At 62.6% G+C, this 15,346-nt stretch carries 11 protein-coding genes; 4 read left to right on the top strand and 7 right to left on the bottom strand.

The features are described 5' to 3' along the window. Nucleotides 1-13 precede the first annotated feature (13 nt). A complete protein-coding gene (locus AC07VG_RS18845; RefSeq protein WP_494999348.1) occupies nt 14-1,438 on the top strand; it encodes a gamma-aminobutyraldehyde dehydrogenase in 1,425 nt (474 codons plus the stop codon). Between the two features lie 819 nt (nt 1,439-2,257). On the opposite strand, the gene AC07VG_RS18840 is transcribed toward AC07VG_RS18845, so the two are convergent. The 4 genes from AC07VG_RS18840 to AC07VG_RS18825 all read right to left on the bottom strand — a co-directional run bounded on the left by AC07VG_RS18840 (nt 2,258) and on the right by AC07VG_RS18825 (nt 6,730). Next, the gene (locus tag AC07VG_RS18840) at nt 2,258-2,770 is read right to left on the bottom strand and encodes a P-loop nucleotide/nucleoside kinase family protein (RefSeq protein ID WP_494999347.1); all 513 of its coding nucleotides are present in this window, start codon (nt 2,768-2,770) and stop codon (nt 2,258-2,260) included. Between the two features lie 193 nt (nt 2,771-2,963). Continuing rightward, nucleotides 2,964-4,070: an NADH:flavin oxidoreductase/NADH oxidase gene (locus tag AC07VG_RS18835; protein WP_495021675.1), complete on the bottom strand. Its 1,107-nt coding sequence runs from the start codon at nt 4,068-4,070 to the stop codon at nt 2,964-2,966. A gap of 399 nt (nt 4,071-4,469) precedes the next feature. After that, nucleotides 4,470-6,179, bottom strand: a complete 1,710-nt coding sequence (gene recJ / locus AC07VG_RS18830; protein WP_495021674.1) for a single-stranded-DNA-specific exonuclease RecJ — start codon at nt 6,177-6,179, stop codon at nt 4,470-4,472. Between the two features lie 8 nt (nt 6,180-6,187). Continuing rightward, nucleotides 6,188-6,730, bottom strand: a complete 543-nt coding sequence (locus tag AC07VG_RS18825) for a YaeQ family protein (protein WP_494999344.1) — start codon at nt 6,728-6,730, stop codon at nt 6,188-6,190. A 139-nt stretch (nt 6,731-6,869) separates the two neighbouring features. Here AC07VG_RS18825 and AC07VG_RS18820 point away from each other — a divergent pair, with 139 nt between their 5' ends. Together AC07VG_RS18820 and AC07VG_RS18815 are read left to right on the top strand one after the other, a co-directional pair. After that, nucleotides 6,870-8,069, top strand: a complete 1,200-nt coding sequence (locus AC07VG_RS18820; RefSeq protein ID WP_494999343.1) for a CaiB/BaiF CoA transferase family protein — start codon at nt 6,870-6,872, stop codon at nt 8,067-8,069. A gap of 51 nt (nt 8,070-8,120) precedes the next feature. Beyond that, nucleotides 8,121-9,020 carry a TIGR02285 family protein gene (locus AC07VG_RS18815; RefSeq protein ID WP_494999342.1) on the top strand — a complete coding sequence of 300 codons (900 nt, stop codon included), beginning with the start codon at nt 8,121-8,123 and terminating at the stop codon, nt 9,018-9,020. A gap of 161 nt (nt 9,021-9,181) precedes the next feature. Here AC07VG_RS18815 and AC07VG_RS18810 read toward each other — a convergent pair whose 3' ends face one another. Further along, a complete protein-coding gene (locus AC07VG_RS18810; RefSeq protein ID WP_494999341.1) occupies nt 9,182-9,472 on the bottom strand; it encodes a DUF3509 domain-containing protein in 291 nt (96 codons plus the stop codon). A 169-nt stretch (nt 9,473-9,641) separates the two neighbouring features. On the opposite strand from AC07VG_RS18810, the gene AC07VG_RS18805 reads away from it, so the two are divergent. Beyond that, nucleotides 9,642-10,322, top strand: coding sequence for a response regulator (locus tag AC07VG_RS18805; protein ID WP_494999340.1), 681 nt, complete (start codon nt 9,642-9,644; stop codon nt 10,320-10,322). Nucleotides 10,323-10,332: 10 nt separating this feature from the next. Here the strand turns inward: AC07VG_RS18805 and AC07VG_RS18800 are convergent, their stop codons facing one another. Further along, nucleotides 10,333-11,598, bottom strand: a complete 1,266-nt coding sequence (locus tag AC07VG_RS18800) for an EAL domain-containing response regulator (protein ID WP_495021673.1) — start codon at nt 11,596-11,598, stop codon at nt 10,333-10,335. Between the two features lie 88 nt (nt 11,599-11,686). Beyond that, nucleotides 11,687-15,217, bottom strand: coding sequence for an ATP-binding protein (locus tag AC07VG_RS18795; protein ID WP_494999869.1), 3,531 nt, complete (start codon nt 15,215-15,217; stop codon nt 11,687-11,689). Nucleotides 15,218-15,346 lie beyond the last annotated feature (129 nt).

Below are 15,346 nucleotides of genomic sequence, written 5' to 3'. Positions count from 1 at the left end.
TGAGGACATAACCATGCAAACCAAACTGCTGATCAATGGCCAACTCGTCAACGGCGAAGGCCCGGCCCAATCGGTATTCAACCCGGCCCTGGGTCGGGTCCTGGTGGATATCAACGAAGCCAGCGAGGCCCAGGTCGACGCCGCCGTGCGCGCCGCCGATGACGCCTTCGAAAGCTGGTCACAGACCGCACCGAAAGACCGTTCGCGGCTGTTGCTGAAACTCGCCGACGCCATCGAAGCCCATGGCCCGGAGCTGGCGAAACTGGAGTCGGACAACTGCGGCAAGCCCCTGAGCGCCGCCCTCAACGACGAGATCCCGGCCATCGCCGATGTGTTCCGTTTCTTCGCCGGCGCCAGTCGCTGCATGAGCGGTTCGGCGGGTGGCGAATACCTGCCCGGCCACACCTCGATGATCCGTCGTGACCCGGTGGGCGTGATCGCCTCCATCGCGCCATGGAACTACCCGCTGATGATGGTCGCCTGGAAAATCGCCCCGGCCCTAGCCGCCGGCAATACCGTGGTGCTCAAACCCTCGGAACAGACCCCGCTGACCGCCTTGCGCCTGGCCGAACTGGCGGCGCAGATCTTCCCGGCCGGCGTGCTCAACCTGGTCTTTGGCCGTGGCCCGAGCGTGGGCAATCCGCTGGTGACCCACCCGAAAGTGCGCATGGTGTCGCTGACCGGTTCCATCGCCACCGGCTCGCACATCATTGCCAGCACCGCCGACAGCGTGAAGCGCATGCACATGGAACTGGGCGGCAAGGCCCCGGTGATCATCTTCGACGACGCCGACATCGACGCCGCGGTGGACGGCATCCGCACCTTCGGTTTCTACAATGCCGGCCAGGACTGCACCGCCGCCTGCCGGGTCTACGCCCAGGCCGGGATCTACGAAAAGTTCGTCGAGAAACTCGGCGCGGCGGTCAGCACCATCAAGTATGGCTTGCAGGATGATCCGCAAACCGAGCTGGGCCCGCTGATCACCGCCCAGCATCGTGATCGTGTGGCCGGTTTCGTTGAACGCGCGTTGGCACAGTCGCATATCCGCCTGGTGACGGGCGGCAAGGCGGTGCCCGGCAATGGCTTCTTCTTTGAACCGACGGTCCTGGCCGATGCCCGGCAGGACGACGAAATCGTCCGGCGCGAGGTGTTCGGGCCGGTGGTCTCGGTGACCCGGTTCGACGATGAAGCCCAGGTGCTGGGTTGGGCCAACGATTCGGACTACGGCCTGGCCTCGTCGGTGTGGACCGCCGATGTCGGTCGCGCCCATCGCCTGGCGGCGCGCTTGCAGTACGGCTGCACCTGGGTCAACACCCACTTCATGCTGGTCAGCGAAATGCCCCACGGCGGGCAGAAGCTGTCCGGGTATGGCAAGGACATGTCCATGTACGGGCTGGAAGACTACACCACCGTGCGGCATGTGATGTTCAAGCACTGACACATCAATACCAGGGTTGTCCGCGAAGCTGGCGTTCGTCTTGAGGGCCTCTTCGCGGGCAAGCTCCGCTCCCACAGGTTATCGGTCGCCTGCGAAAAGTAAATTCGACGCAGTCATTGTGGGAGCGGAGCTTGTCGGGACGCCGCACCGCCGCGAAGAGGCCAGAACAAGCACCACCATTCAAGATCTCTACCTGCAATCCAGATCCACCACAACAATACCAATACCGAACCGGGACGGGCCGTCATGGCCCGGCCACGGTTTCGGCCCCCTGAAATCTGCCGATTTTCCGGAGCAATACCGTCATGAGTGCACAACCCCACCTCGGCGCAGCGGCCGACAGCGGGTGTTCGAGCGCCATCAACCGCTCAGCGTGCTGTTCAACACCTTCGATATCCGCGTCGACGGTTCCTACCTGCCAGCATTCCTCAGCGCGTCCCTGGCGGGCATGACAACCTGTGCGGCTCAAAACCGCGAAACACCCTCCATCACATTCAACAGGCAGCACATCGCGTTGCGGTCCTCTTCCGACAACGCACGATAGCGTTCCAACAGTTGTCGCTCTTCAGCGCTGAGCTTGCGCACCCTGGGCCGGGATGGTGCCCTGAACGTCCAGAGGAACAGTATGAAACCGAAAATGCTCCGCGCCTTTGCCATGACCGCTGCCCTCGCTGGATAAACCTGCCCCGTCTGAACGAACCGCTCAAACCTACCCTAAGCGTAGGAACAGTCCGAATCAGGCTAAGAACATTTCGAAATTTCCAGCAAGAAAACTCAGGTTATCCTGGCAAGAGTCCGTGATGAGCACCCAAGGCGCGCCTATTCATACCGCACCAGCTCAAACCCCTCCTCCAGTGTCGGGGCTTCGAAATAGCGGGAAATCACCTCGAACTCGGCCTCGCTGGTCTTGAACGGGTGATCACCCGCTTCGTTACGGATCTTCAGGCGCGCCTTGCACACATCATCGCCCACAGCGAGGAAATGCAACCGATGAGCAGCCTCCGCGTTTTCGAAGACCGACCGGGCCCAAAGCCGGCTGGCCACGGTATTGGATGGAAAATCGAGGACCACCGAGACCCCCGCTTTCAATAGCGCAACGAGATGCTCGGCCAAGGCCCCGCGCAAGCGGGTGGCGCAGCGCACGTAGTCGGTGATCTCGCTGATCTCGCCCGGATACAGGCGCGCGAGCCAGACGTCCTCGCTGATCAACACCGTCGAGGCTGTCGCCGCCAGGCGTTGTGCCAGCGTTGATTTCCCCGAGCCGATCTTTCCACAGACCAGGTGCAGGGTCGGAACGCAATCACGAGTAGCAAAAGCTTCAGGTTGCGACATTTCAATCTCCTTTTGACGTCCAATACCCACGAAGCGGCCAGAAAAAACCCGCCTCGGTGGGCGGGTTTCGGGTGTTTTCAGAACACGCGTCAGCCCACCCTCGGATTGAGGGTGGGAATAATCGAGATGTTCAGGTGTGAGTTCATAAAACCGACCTTATTCGTTCAAAGGCCTTACGGCAAGCATCAAGCCCTCAATCACGCAAGTCCGATTCATGAATCGGCTGGTCGCGATGGGTCGCACGCTGATACTGCGCCGGCCAGATCGCCTTGTGCCCGCCCAGGTCATCATCGGCATGCAACGGCCAGTAAGGGTCACGCAACAACTCGCGGGCCAGCAGGATCACATCTGCCTGACCGGTGCGCAGGATGTGCTCGGCCTGGGCTGGCTCGGTAATCAGGCCGACGGTACCCGTGGCGATATCGGACTCCTTGCGTACACGCTCGGCGAAACGGGTCTGATAACCAGGCCCTGTGGGAATTTCCGCATTGGCGGCGGTACCGCCCGAAGACACGTCGATCAGGTCGACACCCAAGGCTTTCAGACGGCGCGCCAACTCCACCGTTTCGTCCGGATTCCAGCCGTCTTCCACCCAGTCGGTGGCCGAAACACGGACAAACAGCGGCAGTTCGTCGGGCCAAACCGCGCGCACCGCTTCGGTCACCTGCAACACCAGGCGGATACGATTTTCAAAGGAGCCACCGTATTGGTCGCGGCGCTGGTTGCTCAATGGCGAAAGAAACTGGTGCAACAGGTAACCATGCGCCGCATGCACTTCGACCACCTTGAAACCGGCGATCAAGGCCCGCTGGGCGGCCGCGACAAAGGCCTGGATCACTTCGGCGATCTGCCTCTGATCCAGCGGCGTGGGCGACGTGTGCTGCGGATCGAAGGCAATCGACGACGGGCCAACCGGGGTCCAACCGCCCTCCTCCGGTTTGACGCTGCCATGCTTGCCCAGCCAGGGCCGATGGGTGCTGGCCTTACGCCCGGCATGCGCCAGCTGGATGCCCGCCACCGCCCCCTGGGCCGTGATAAAGCGGGTGATGCGTTGCAGCGGTTCGATCTGTTCGTCGTTCCACAGGCCCAGGTCCTGGGCGGTGATCCGGCCTTCGGCGGTCACCGCGGTGGCCTCGGTGAAAATCAGCCCGGCCCCGCCCACTGCCCGACAGCCCAGATGGACGAGGTGCCAGTCATTGGCCAGGCCGTCGACGCTGGAGTACTGGCACATAGGAGAGACCGCGATGCGGTTGAGCAGGGTCAATTGACGAAGGGTATAGGGTTCGAGCAGCAGACTCATGGGGCACCTCTCAAATCAAGTGGGCTGGCTCCAGGGTTCTGTTAGAACGTCGGCAAGTGACAAGAGTGGTGGATAACCGCCCCCCGGCGGGTAGAAAACAAGACGACGTCACAAGACCATTCAGACAGTGCTTACAGACTAGTCGACAATGGCACGGGCGGGAGGGATCAGCGGATTTAAACCGGCACCATCGCCTGTAACTCGCCTCTGGAGCCTGACCCGACAAAACCAGCCAACACGGTCCCTTGTAGGCGCTGGCTTGCCGGCGATGGCGGTCGAACAGGCGATGCAAGACTTTTTGGCCTCATCGCCGGCAAGCCAGCTCCTACAGGGGACCGCGTTGACCGTGGTTGCGAGTCAACGGTCAAGTCGGTATCCACAAAGCGCCCTCGAAATACCTCAGCGCGGCTCGATATGGGCAATCATCAGTTGCACGCTTTCCTTGCCGCGAAACTCGTTGAGGTCGAGCTTGTAAGCCAACTCCACCCAATCGACCCGCGCATGGGTCCACAACTCCGGGTCGATGCCGAAGGCAATGCCATCGAGCTTCAGCGAACCGCACTCGCTTTTCAGCACCACCTTCAGGTGACGCTCGCCGACGATGCGTTTTTCCACCAGTTGGAACACGCCATGGAACAACGGCTCAGGGAAATGCTGGCCCCAGGGACCGGCATTACGCAACGCCCGGGCCAACTCCAGGTTGAACTCCTCGATAGCCAACGAGCCATCGGTCTGCAGGCGTCCGGTCAGGTCGTCCGCGGACAGCTGACGACGCACTTCAGCATCAAAGGCTGCGGCAAACAGCGGGAAGTTCTCCTGCGGCAGGCTCAGGCCGGCGGCCATGGCGTGACCGCCGTACTTGCCTATCAACTCCGGGTGCTGCGCCGCCACCACACTCAAGGCATCGCGGATATGGAAGCCCGGCACGGAACGGCCGGAGCCCTTGAGCATGCCGTCGCCAGCATCGGCAAAGGCGATGGTCGGGCGGTGATAACGTTCTTTCATCCGCGAGGCGAGAATCCCGATCACCCCCTGGTGCCAGTCCGGCTCGAACAGGCACAGGCCAAACGGCATCGACTCCAGCGGCAGGTCCTTGAGCTGGGCCAGCGCCTCGCGCTGCATGCCCTGCTCGATGGACTTGCGGTCCTTGTTCATGTCATCAAGCTGGCTGGCCATTTCCAGGGCCTGGGCCGGGTCTTCGCAGAGCAGGCATTCGATGCCCAGGCTCATATCATCCAGGCGCCCCGCGGCATTCAGACGCGGACCGAGGATAAAACCGAGGTCGGTGGAGGTCAGCCGCGAATGCTCGCGCTTGGCTACCTCCAGGATCGCCTTGAGCCCCGGCCGCGCACGCCCTGCGCGAATCCGCTCGAGGCCCTGGTGCACCAGGATGCGGTTGTTGGCATCCAGCGGTACCACGTCGGCGACGCTGCCAAGTGCCACCAGGTCGAGCAGCTCACCGATATTCGGCTGCGGCGTATTGGCGTACCAACCCAGGCTGCGCAAACGCGCGCGCAAGGCCATCAGCACATAGAAAATCACCCCGACACCGGCCAGGGCCTTGCTCGGAAACTCGCAGCCCGGCTGGTTCGGGTTGACGATGGCATCGGCCGCCGGCAATTCGCTACCGGGCAAGTGGTGGTCGGTGACCAGCACCTTGAGCCCGGCCGCCTTGGCGGCCTGAACCCCCTCGATGCTGGAAATACCATTGTCCACGGTGATCAGCAATTGCGGCTCGCGCTGCAAGGCCACGGCAACGATTTCCGGGGTCAGGCCATAGCCGTATTCAAAGCGGTTTGGCACCAGGTAGTCGACATGCGCCGCCCCCAGCAAGCGCAAACCCAATACCCCGACAGTGCTGGCGGTGGCGCCGTCGGCATCGAAGTCGCCGACGATCAGGATCCGCTGGCGCTGCTCCAACGCCGTCACCAGCAGGTCCACCGCCGCGTCGATGCCCTTGAGTTGCTGGAAGGGAATCAGCCGCGCCAGGCTCTTGTCCAACTCGTCCTCGGACACCACGCCGCGGGCGGCGTAGAGGCGGGTCAACAATGGCGGCAAATCACCGAGAAAAGGCAGTGTGGCGGGCAGCGGGCGGGGTTCGATACGCATGGGAATAATTAACCGCGCTCGCCCATCAGCCATTCCAGCTGGACTTCATGCTGACCACGATCGTCGGTGACGAAGATGGTGCCTTCGCTGATCATCACGTCCCACTTGATCACCCGTGGCATGTCCTTGGCCAGGGTCTCGAGGATGTCTTGCGGCACGGCGGCGATATGCACGTTCTTCAGGTTCTTCACCGCGTCGACCACCTTGGTCTGCCAGACCCGCAGGCTGCCGTAGGCCAGCAGACTGGTGCGCTCGGTACGGCGCGAGCACCAGGTCAGGCGATCGGCGTCCGGCTGGCCGACTTCGATCCAGTGCAATACACGATCATCCAGGCTCTTTTCCCACAGTGCCGGCTCATCCACTTCCGACAGACCCCGACCAAACGACAGCTGCTCGTTGTACCAGAAGGCGTAGGCCAGCAGACGCACGGTCATGCGCTCCTCGGTTTCCGACGGGTGGCGGGCGATGGTCTGGTTGACGCTCTCGTAGACCCCACGATCCAGGTCGGTGAGGTTCAGGTTGAATTTGTAGGTCGTGGACGGCTGGGCCATGAACAGGGCTTCTAAAGACGAGGAAAGGCGGCCAGTCTAACCGATACGCAAGGCAAGCAACGACTGCTCGAAGTTATGCTGATGGCGCCAGCCATGATAAAAGGCTCTATTGCCCCCGTGTTGTCCTACAGGATCTGCCATGCCGCTCACCGCCAAACCCCTTTCCGGCCTGAAGGTCATTGAGCTCGGCACCCTGATCGCCGGTCCTTTCGCCTCGCGCATCTGCGCCGAATTCGGCGCGCAGGTGATCAAGGTCGAATCGCCGGATGGCGGCGACCCGCTGCGTAAATGGCGCAAGCTGTACGAGGGCACCTCGCTGTGGTGGTTTGTCCAGGCGCGCAACAAGCAATCGCTGACCCTGAACCTGAAACACCCGGACGGCCTGGCCATCCTCAAGCAATTGCTGAGCGATGCGGACATCCTGATCGAGAACTTCCGCCCCGGCGTGCTGGAAAAACTTGGCCTGGGCTGGGAAACCCTGCACGCGCTGAACCCGAAACTGGTGATGGTGCGCCTGTCGGGCTTCGGCCAGACCGGGCCGATGAAGGATCAGCCAGGCTTTGGCGCGGTCGGTGAGTCCATGGGTGGGTTGCGCTACATCACCGGTTTCGAAGACCGCCCCCCGGTGCGCACCGGGATTTCCATCGGAGACTCGATCGCCGCGCTCTGGGGCGTGATCGGCGCGCTCATGGCCCTGCGTCATCGCGAAGTCAACGGCGGCAACGGCCAGGTGGTGGACGTGGCCCTGTACGAGGCGATCTTCGCCATGATGGAAAGCATGGTCCCGGAGTTCGACGTGTTCGGTTTTATCCGCGAGCGCAGCGGCAACATCATGCCGGGGATCACCCCCTCTTCGATCCACACCAGCGCCGATGGCAAGCATGTGCAGATCGGCGCCAATGGCGACGCGATCTTCAAGCGTTTCATGCAAGCCATCGGCCGTGACGACCTGGCGAACGACCCGCTGCTGACCAGCAATGATGGTCGCGACAGCCGGCGCGATGAACTCTATGGCGTGATCGATCGCTGGGTGAACAGCCAGCCGCTGGACGCGGTACTCGCCACCCTGAACCAGGCCGAGGTGCCGGCCAGCCGGATCTACAGCGCCGAAGACATGTTCAGTGACCCGCAGTTTCTCGCTCGGGAAATGTTTATCCAGGCCAAGTTGCCCGACGGCAAGGACTTCAAGATGCCGGGGATTGTGCCGAAATTGTCCGAGACACCAGGTTCCAGCGAATGGGTCGGGCCTGAACTGGGCGAGCATAACGACGTCGTACTGGGTGGCCTCGGTTATGACGCCGCACAGATTGCACGTTTACATGAAAGTGGCGCTATCTAGCATGCCCTGGTGGCAAGACTTTGACCTGACTGCGCAGAAGGTATGGACGTCATGAGCCCTCGATTTCTCTGGCAACACATGCTCTGTCGAAACCCCTTCATCGCCCTGCTGGCAGTGCTGGCCTGCGCCCTGCCCAGCGTTGCCCAGGCCAAGGACACGCTGATCTGGCTGCTGCGGGACTTGCCGCCACTGAGCATTTTCGATGGCCCGCAAAAAGGCCAGGGGGCCATCGACCAGTTGTGGCCGCTGTTGGAGGCCGCCATGCCGGAGTACGAGCACACGAGCCTGCGGGTCAACCGCGCGCGCGGCATGCAAATGCTTGCCGAGCCTTCGTTTACCTGCGACCCGATGCTGCTCTGGACGGCCGAGCGGGCGAAGACGATCGTCTTCTCCATTCCCAGCCTCGGCCAGGTCAGCAACGGCCTGGTGGTGCGCCAGGCGGACCGTCCACTGGTCGCGCCATTTGTGCAGGAGGGTCAGGTTGACCTCGCCGCCTTGCTGGCCAGCGACCCTCTCAAACTGGGGATTGTCGCCGAACGCAGCTATGGCCAACTGATCGATAACCTGTTGAAACAGACACCCGCTGGACGATTGGCCGCCCATTACGGCAACGATGCCTTGGGCAGCCTATTGCAAATGCAGCGTTTGGGACGCCTGACCGCACTACTCGGCTACTGGCCGGAAATCCGCTACCAGGCCCAGCAACAAGGCATCGTGACCGAGGACCTGGCGTTCTATCCGATCAAAGGCGTCGATAAATACCAGTTCATCCGCGTCGGTTGCTCCGACACGGAACAGGGACGCGCGGCCATCGTGCACATCAATCAGATCCTGCGTGAACTGCGTCAGCACCAGTTGCTCGACTTCTATGTGCAATGGCTCGACCCACAACAGCGCGACGCCTATCGAGAGGATGCCAAGCAGTTTTTCCTGACGCCTGAGGCCCCGTGACAAACGCCAGGCAAAAGAAACCCCGAGAAGTGGGGAAACAACTCGGGGTTAAACGTGGCCTACAAAGACCAGTACAACAAGCTACAAGCACCGGAGCACAATGCTTGATCCTGCCGTTATAAATCTGACACCCACTGCGAAAAAAAGGTTCCCGAGAAACTTTACACGGCAGTCGAGCGGAACACCTTGTCCTGGGCGGCGTGACGCAAGGCCGCGATGACGCTGGGTTCCAGACGCCCTTCGGCGATGCGCAGGTCACGGTGCAGCCCATCGACCACATCGGTCAACAAACGCTTGTCGCTCAATTGCGCATGGCTGATTTCACGGCTCAGCAGGACCAGGCCCACACGGCTGCTCACGGTCAACAGGCATTCACCCTGACTTCCCGATGGCGTCAGGGTGACGGGATAGGGACTCAAGGCTTCATTCAGCAACAGACTGATACTTTCCATCTCGATCACCACTCAATAGTCGAAACCCGACAGGTCAAAAACAAAGGGGCTGGAGTCAAAGACCGCCAGTCGGAGAAGAAAGTTCGTCAAGCCAGCTAACCTGATATCGGTAGAGGCCGAGCATCAAGCAGCGGCGCCTACCGTTCCATTGCGAGCATGAACGAGAAAGATGACAGAGAGAAAACAACCTGGCTCAGCGTCCCCAGCGCCCTTGCGCATCATCCTGGCGGATGATCACCCGATTTTCCTGATCGGCCTGCGCGTCCTCCTCGAGCGCGATCCCGGACTGAGCGTCGTCGGCGAGGCCAGCTCGCCACAGGAGCTTCTGGCGCTTCTGCAAGGCTGTGCCTGCGAGGTCCTGGTCAGCGACTTCATGATGCCGGTCGAACAACAGAGTGATGGGTTGCGCATGCTCGAAAGCGTGACCCGGCAGCACCCACAGTTGCCAATCGTGGTGGTGACCATGCTCAACAACGCCGGGCTGTTCCGCTCCATCCTCGATCTCGGGGTCATGGGGCTGCTGAGCAAGGCCAGCCTGGCCGCCGAGCTGCCGGACGCCATCGCCCAGGTACGCCGCCGGCGCCCCTATGTGGCCAACTCGATTCGCCAGACCCTGGCACTGGCCGGTGAGGTCGGTGAGCACCGCCTGGGTAACCAGGAGCAACTTTCGCCCCGAGAACTGGAGGTGACACGCCTGCTGGCGGCCGGGCGCAGCGTCGGTGAAATTGCCACCCAGCTGTGCCGCAGCAAGCAGACGGTCAGTGCGCAGAAGGTCAGTGCCATGCGCAAGCTCGGCCTGTCCAACGATGCGGCGCTGTTTCTCTACCTCCAGGAACATGGCCTGGCTTGAGCGCGCAGCGTTAAAGGTTCACGGCATTCATGGCCGCGTATTGCAAAGTCCCGGACAACGGGTGAACCGGGCCGAACCCCGCCACTTCCAGCCAGGACAACAGTTCGGCGCGACTCATGACCGGTGCGACGAAGTCCCCCTGGATCAACGAGTCGCCCAGGGCCATGGCCGCCTGGTAGTCGTTTTCGCTTGCAACCCCGCTGAGGACCACCTGCAAATGCATGCCCCGCGCCATGCGCAAGACGCCGGCGACGATCGCCGACTTGCGCGGATCCGCCGCCATGCCGACGACGAAGGGCGAACCGATCTTCAGCTCGGTGAAGGGTAATTCGAGCAGGCGCTGAAGGCCGCCGCCGCCCATGCCGAAATCACCGACGGACAATTGGCAACCGAGCATGCGCACTCTCAACAAGCCTTCGGTCAACGCGCTGGCACTGTTGGCTTCGGCGCTTTCCAGCAGGTCGAGGGTCAGTCGCTCGGGCGGCAACTCGAAGCGCTCCAGCAAGGCTCTGAGCCGATCGCCGAAGTCCGCTTGTTCCAACAGACTCCCCGGAATGCTCACGGCAACCGGCAAGGCTTCATCGGTGGCAAAGCGCACCTCGGCCGACAGGCTCACCGCCTGTTCCAGCACCTGCCAGATCAGCGTCTGCGCCAGCCCGGCGTATTCGAGCACCGGCATGAAACTGCTGGGCAGCAACAAGCCCTGTTGCGGGTGCTGCCAACGCACCAGCACCTCGACCCCGACGACTCGACCGTCATGGCTCAGCCTCGGTTGAAAGTGCGCGGTACAGTATTTTTCGATGGCCGAGCCCCCGGCACAAGCCTGCAGTTCGTGCAGCGACAACAGCTCGCAGACCTGGGCCAGCGGCAGGCCAGGGCGCTGCCGGGCGAAACGTTGCTGGTAGCTCGCCAGCAAATCCGCCAGCGCCGCGGCCGACGTCGGCTTGCGCAGACAGCCGAGGACATGCAGCCCCTGCTGGCGCGCCATGTGCGCGGCGCCCTCGAGCACCTCCTGCTCGGCACTGCTGAGAATGATCAGGGCCTGAGCCTCCTGCCCCTCGGCCAGGGAGCGAATCAGCTCCAGACCATCGCCCTCCTCCAGCTGCAGGTCGCAGATGGCCACGTCGATAGGGCCACGGTTGGCCAGCGACTGCCGGGCGCTCTCGACATTTTCCGCAGTCAGCACATCAAACACGCCAGTGGCATTGAGCATCTGGTGCAAGGCCATCAGTTGAAAGGAGTTGTCTTCAAGAATCAGGACTTTGAGTGCACGCATCGAGGGTCTCCGCAAAATGAGGCGGCCAGGGTCCGCAATGACCCTCGACTTTAATCAACCGCCCCAGCCGGGCCCCATAGGACAAGTCCTAAAATGTCGGAATATCCACCTGCAGATGCGCTTCGATATCCTCCAGCACCCGTTCGATGACCTGCTTGAGGGCCTGCCAGTCCGCCGCCACCCGTTCCTCGGACTTGAGCCGCACGCAGCTGTCCAGGTCGGCGCAGGCACGCGCCAGGGCAATGGCATCGATCAGGCAGGCGATCCCCTTGAGCCGATGGACCGCCACCGCCAAACCTTCCCAGTGGCCCAAGCCGACCGCGACTTCCAGCGCCCCACGCTCCTGTTCGAGGTTCTTGCGCAACTCCAGCAACATACGCCGCATGACCTCGGCATTGGCACAGGTCATGGCGCTCAGGGCCTGAATATCGAAGGAGCGCTCGGGCCCGATGCGCGCCAGCAGTTGCGCCAGCTCGTCCAGCGAGACCGGCTTGACCAGCAGTTCGGTCATGCCCGCCTGCCGGCAGCGCTGGCGTTCATCACTCATGGCATTGGCCGTGCAACCGACCACCGGGCACGGCGGACGCTGTTCCTCGGCCTCGACCCGGCGTATCGCCTCGGCCAGCGCATAACCACTCATGTCCGGCATATTGCAATCGGTAATCACCAGGTCGAACGGCTCCCGCGCCAAGGCTTGCAACGCCGCCTCGCCACTCTGGCAGGCGACCACCTGCTGACCGAGAAAGCGCAACTGCTGGTTGAGCACCAGGCAGTTGGCGGACAGGTCGTCGACAATCAACACCTTGAGCGACGCCAGCCGAGGCCTGCGATCCTCCGCGGCGGCCGGTATGGCCTGGGCCGGGACCGATGCCACCGGCTTGAGCGCCAGCTCGATACGCACCCGGGTACCTTCTCCCGGCTGGCTCAGCAAGGCGATACTGCCGCCCATCAACTCCACCAGTTGCTTGCAGATACTCAAGCCCAGGCCGGTGCCGCCATATTCTTCATCGGCCTGACCGCGGATCTGGACAAAGGGGGCGAAGAGCGTCTGTTGCTGTTCGAGGCCAATCCCCTTGCCGCTGTCTTCGATGCTGACGCACAGGGTTTCCAGGTCCGCGGTGCACAACAGGCGGCGCACCTGAATACGGACAAAGCCTTCGGCGGTGAACTTCAGCGCATTACCGATCAGGTTGTTCAACACTTGACGCAAACGCAGCGGATCGAACCAGTAATCACCCGCCAGCCCCGGCTCCATCTCCAGGCTCAGTTCGACACCCTTGCCCCGCGCCGCGGCCTCGAACAGTTGCCGCACGCTTTCCAGCAGCGCGACCAGGGAGCCGGCGCGCAACGCCAGGTGCATGCCACCGGCCTCGATCTTGGCCAGATCGAGGCTATCGCCGATCAAGGCGGTCAGTTCCTGCGCCGATTGATACGCCACCTGCAGCGCCTGGGAGAGTTCCCGCCCATTGATGCGGGCTTGCTCGCGTTCGAGTTCGAGCAGGCCGATGATGGCCACCATCGGGGTGCGAATCTCGTGACTCATGGTCGCCAGGAACGCACTCTTGGCCTGGTTGGCCTGCTCCGCCTGCTGGCGCGCCTCCATCAACTGGGCCTCGAGCTGCTTGCGTTCGGTAATGTCGATCCAGCCGCCGAGCAGCCCTTGCAACTGCGCTTCCGCCGAGTAGAACGGCACCATCCACTGGTAGATGTCGATCCGACCACTGGCAAAGTCGAGCTGGCGGTCCTGGAACAGCGGTTGCTGGGTTTCGAACAACTGGATGAACTCGCCGTGCAGTTGCTCGGCGGTGGCCAGGGGCAAGATGTCCACTTCGGTAATCCGCCGGCCCTGGACTTGCTCCAGCGTGGTAGAAAAGCGCTCCTCGTAGCTGCGATTGCAGGTCATCAGGCGACCGTCCAGGTCGCGCACGAAAATCGGATTGGGGATACCGTCCAGCAAGGCCCTCTGGAAAGCAAGCTGATCGCTGAGTTCCTGTTCGGCTCGACGGCGCTGGCGAATCTGGATATTCAACCGGCGGTTCCAGGCCAGGGACACGCCGCCCAGCAGGATCATCACCGCCGCCAAACCGTAGACCCAGCGCGGCACCCGCTCCCAGACCGGGCGCATCGGCGCCAGGCCGATCGCGCCGTGCCATTTGATGCGCAACGCCCGCAGTTCGGCCACGGGGAACGCCTCCAGCGCCTTGTTCAGGATACTGAGCAGCTCCGGGTCGGTCTTGACCACCGAGAAACTGTCAGCCGACCAGAGGCCCTCGACACTGCGCCCGACCTTCAGCCGCCCGGGCGGATACAGATAGGCCCGCGTATCGCTCTGGATGGTCGCGGTCGCTTCACCGCGCTCGACCATCGCCCGGGCCTCCTCGGGGGTCTTGACCGTGCGCAGGTCAATCTCCGGATACCCCCTGCGGATCATCGGTTCCAAGGCGTGTTTCTCCGGCAGCACCAGCACCCGCCCGGACAGCTGCGAGAACGAGCCGAGGGGCGAGTCGTGCACACGCACCACAAACACCCAGGCGCTGCCACCAAAGGCATAGGTGAAATTCAGGAAGGCCTTGCGCTCGACACTCTCGGCCAGCGTGGTGCTCATCAGCGCCTTGCCGTCGTGAAGCAGGTTGACACTCTCGGCGGTGGAGGCAGTCTCCTTGTACTCGAACTGCAGGCCGGTCATGCGCGAAATACGTGACAGCAGGTCCGGATTGAGACCGACCCAACGGTTGTGGCCATCCTTGTAGATATGCGGCGGATACGGCTGGGCCACCACCGTGACCTTTGGGTTGCGGTCGATCCAGGCCAGTTCCGCGGTGGTGAGGCTGATGCGTTGCTGGGCGATGTCCGAGCCGAAGCCGGTGGTCCAGCGGGCGAGGATCTCCCGTCGGGTGGCGTTGTCGGTGTGCTCCAGGACCCGCTCCACCAGGCCGCTGAGCACGTGATCGGACTGGCGCGTGGCAAAGGCGAAGCCAATCGGCGGCAAGTCGCTCTTGTCCTTGATATGCACGCCCATGTAAGGCCGCAGGCTCTTGTAGGCGCGGACAATCACCTCATTGCCGATAAAGGCCTCGACCTCGCCCTGGGACAACGCCTCCAGGGCACTGTAGAGGGTCGGGGCAAGGATGATCTCGCTCTGCGGGTAAGTGGCATGCACCACCTGGGCATCGGCGTAGCCATCGAGCAGTACCACCTTCTTGCCGTTGAGATCGTGAAGACCGTGAGCGCCGGCGCGGCCGACGATCACCGAACGGTCCGGCATGTAGTCGCTGGAGAAGCTCAGCCCGGGCACACCGCGCTCGTAGCCGTTGGCACTGGTGAGAATATCGATCTGCCCGCTGCGCAGGGCCTCGACCGCCTGGTCGCGCTCGCCGAAGCCGAGCACCTGGACCTGCACCCCCAGGCGATCGCGGATCAGCCCGACGTAATCGGCACTGATGCCCTGGTAGCGGTTGCGGTCGTTGGTGATATCGACGGGTTCATAGTCGGCGACCGAGATCCCCACCCGCAAGGTCCGTTCGGGCCCCAGCCATTGCTCCTCCTCCGGGCTCAGGGGCAGGCGGCCGACCTCGACGAACGAGGGCGGCAGGCTGAACGGCAGGCCCTGGGCCGCCATCGCGCTGACGGGCAGGCACAGCAGCAGCCACCAGCACAGCCTGGCCAGAACGGATTGTATGGATCGAGCCAAAAACGCCATGACGAACTACCTGCCCCCTTCGGTCCATTTCAGGAAATGGCAAAAAAA

This window comes from Pseudomonas sp. GW821-FHT03C07 (assembly GCF_059420925.1).
The sequence above is the reverse complement of the archived record's forward strand: the minus strand, read 5'-3'. Positions and strand labels throughout refer to the sequence as shown.

What these genes read in the sequence shown, in the direction of transcription:
- AC07VG_RS18845 (WP_494999348.1), top strand. Translation starts at nt 14, where the DNA reads ATGCAAACCAAACTGCTGATCAATGGCCAACTCGTCAACGGCGAAGGC.
- AC07VG_RS18840 (WP_494999347.1), bottom strand. Translation starts at nt 2,770, where the DNA reads ATGTCGCAACCTGAAGCTTTTGCTACTCGTGATTGCGTTCCGACCCTG.
- AC07VG_RS18835 (WP_495021675.1), bottom strand. Translation starts at nt 4,070, where the DNA reads ATGAGTCTGCTGCTCGAACCCTATACCCTTCGTCAATTGACCCTGCTC.
- recJ (WP_495021674.1), bottom strand. Translation starts at nt 6,179, where the DNA reads ATGCGTATCGAACCCCGCCCGCTGCCCGCCACACTGCCTTTTCTCGGT.
- AC07VG_RS18825 (WP_494999344.1), bottom strand. Translation starts at nt 6,730, where the DNA reads ATGGCCCAGCCGTCCACGACCTACAAATTCAACCTGAACCTCACCGAC.
- AC07VG_RS18820 (WP_494999343.1), top strand. Translation starts at nt 6,870, where the DNA reads ATGCCGCTCACCGCCAAACCCCTTTCCGGCCTGAAGGTCATTGAGCTC.
- AC07VG_RS18815 (WP_494999342.1), top strand. Translation starts at nt 8,121, where the DNA reads ATGAGCCCTCGATTTCTCTGGCAACACATGCTCTGTCGAAACCCCTTC.
- AC07VG_RS18810 (WP_494999341.1), bottom strand. Translation starts at nt 9,472, where the DNA reads ATGGAAAGTATCAGTCTGTTGCTGAATGAAGCCTTGAGTCCCTATCCC.
- AC07VG_RS18805 (WP_494999340.1), top strand. Translation starts at nt 9,642, where the DNA reads ATGACAGAGAGAAAACAACCTGGCTCAGCGTCCCCAGCGCCCTTGCGC.
- AC07VG_RS18800 (WP_495021673.1), bottom strand. Translation starts at nt 11,598, where the DNA reads ATGCGTGCACTCAAAGTCCTGATTCTTGAAGACAACTCCTTTCAACTG.
- AC07VG_RS18795 (WP_494999869.1), bottom strand. Translation starts at nt 15,217, where the DNA reads ATGGCGGCCCAGGGCCTGCCGTTCAGCCTGCCGCCCTCGTTCGTCGAG.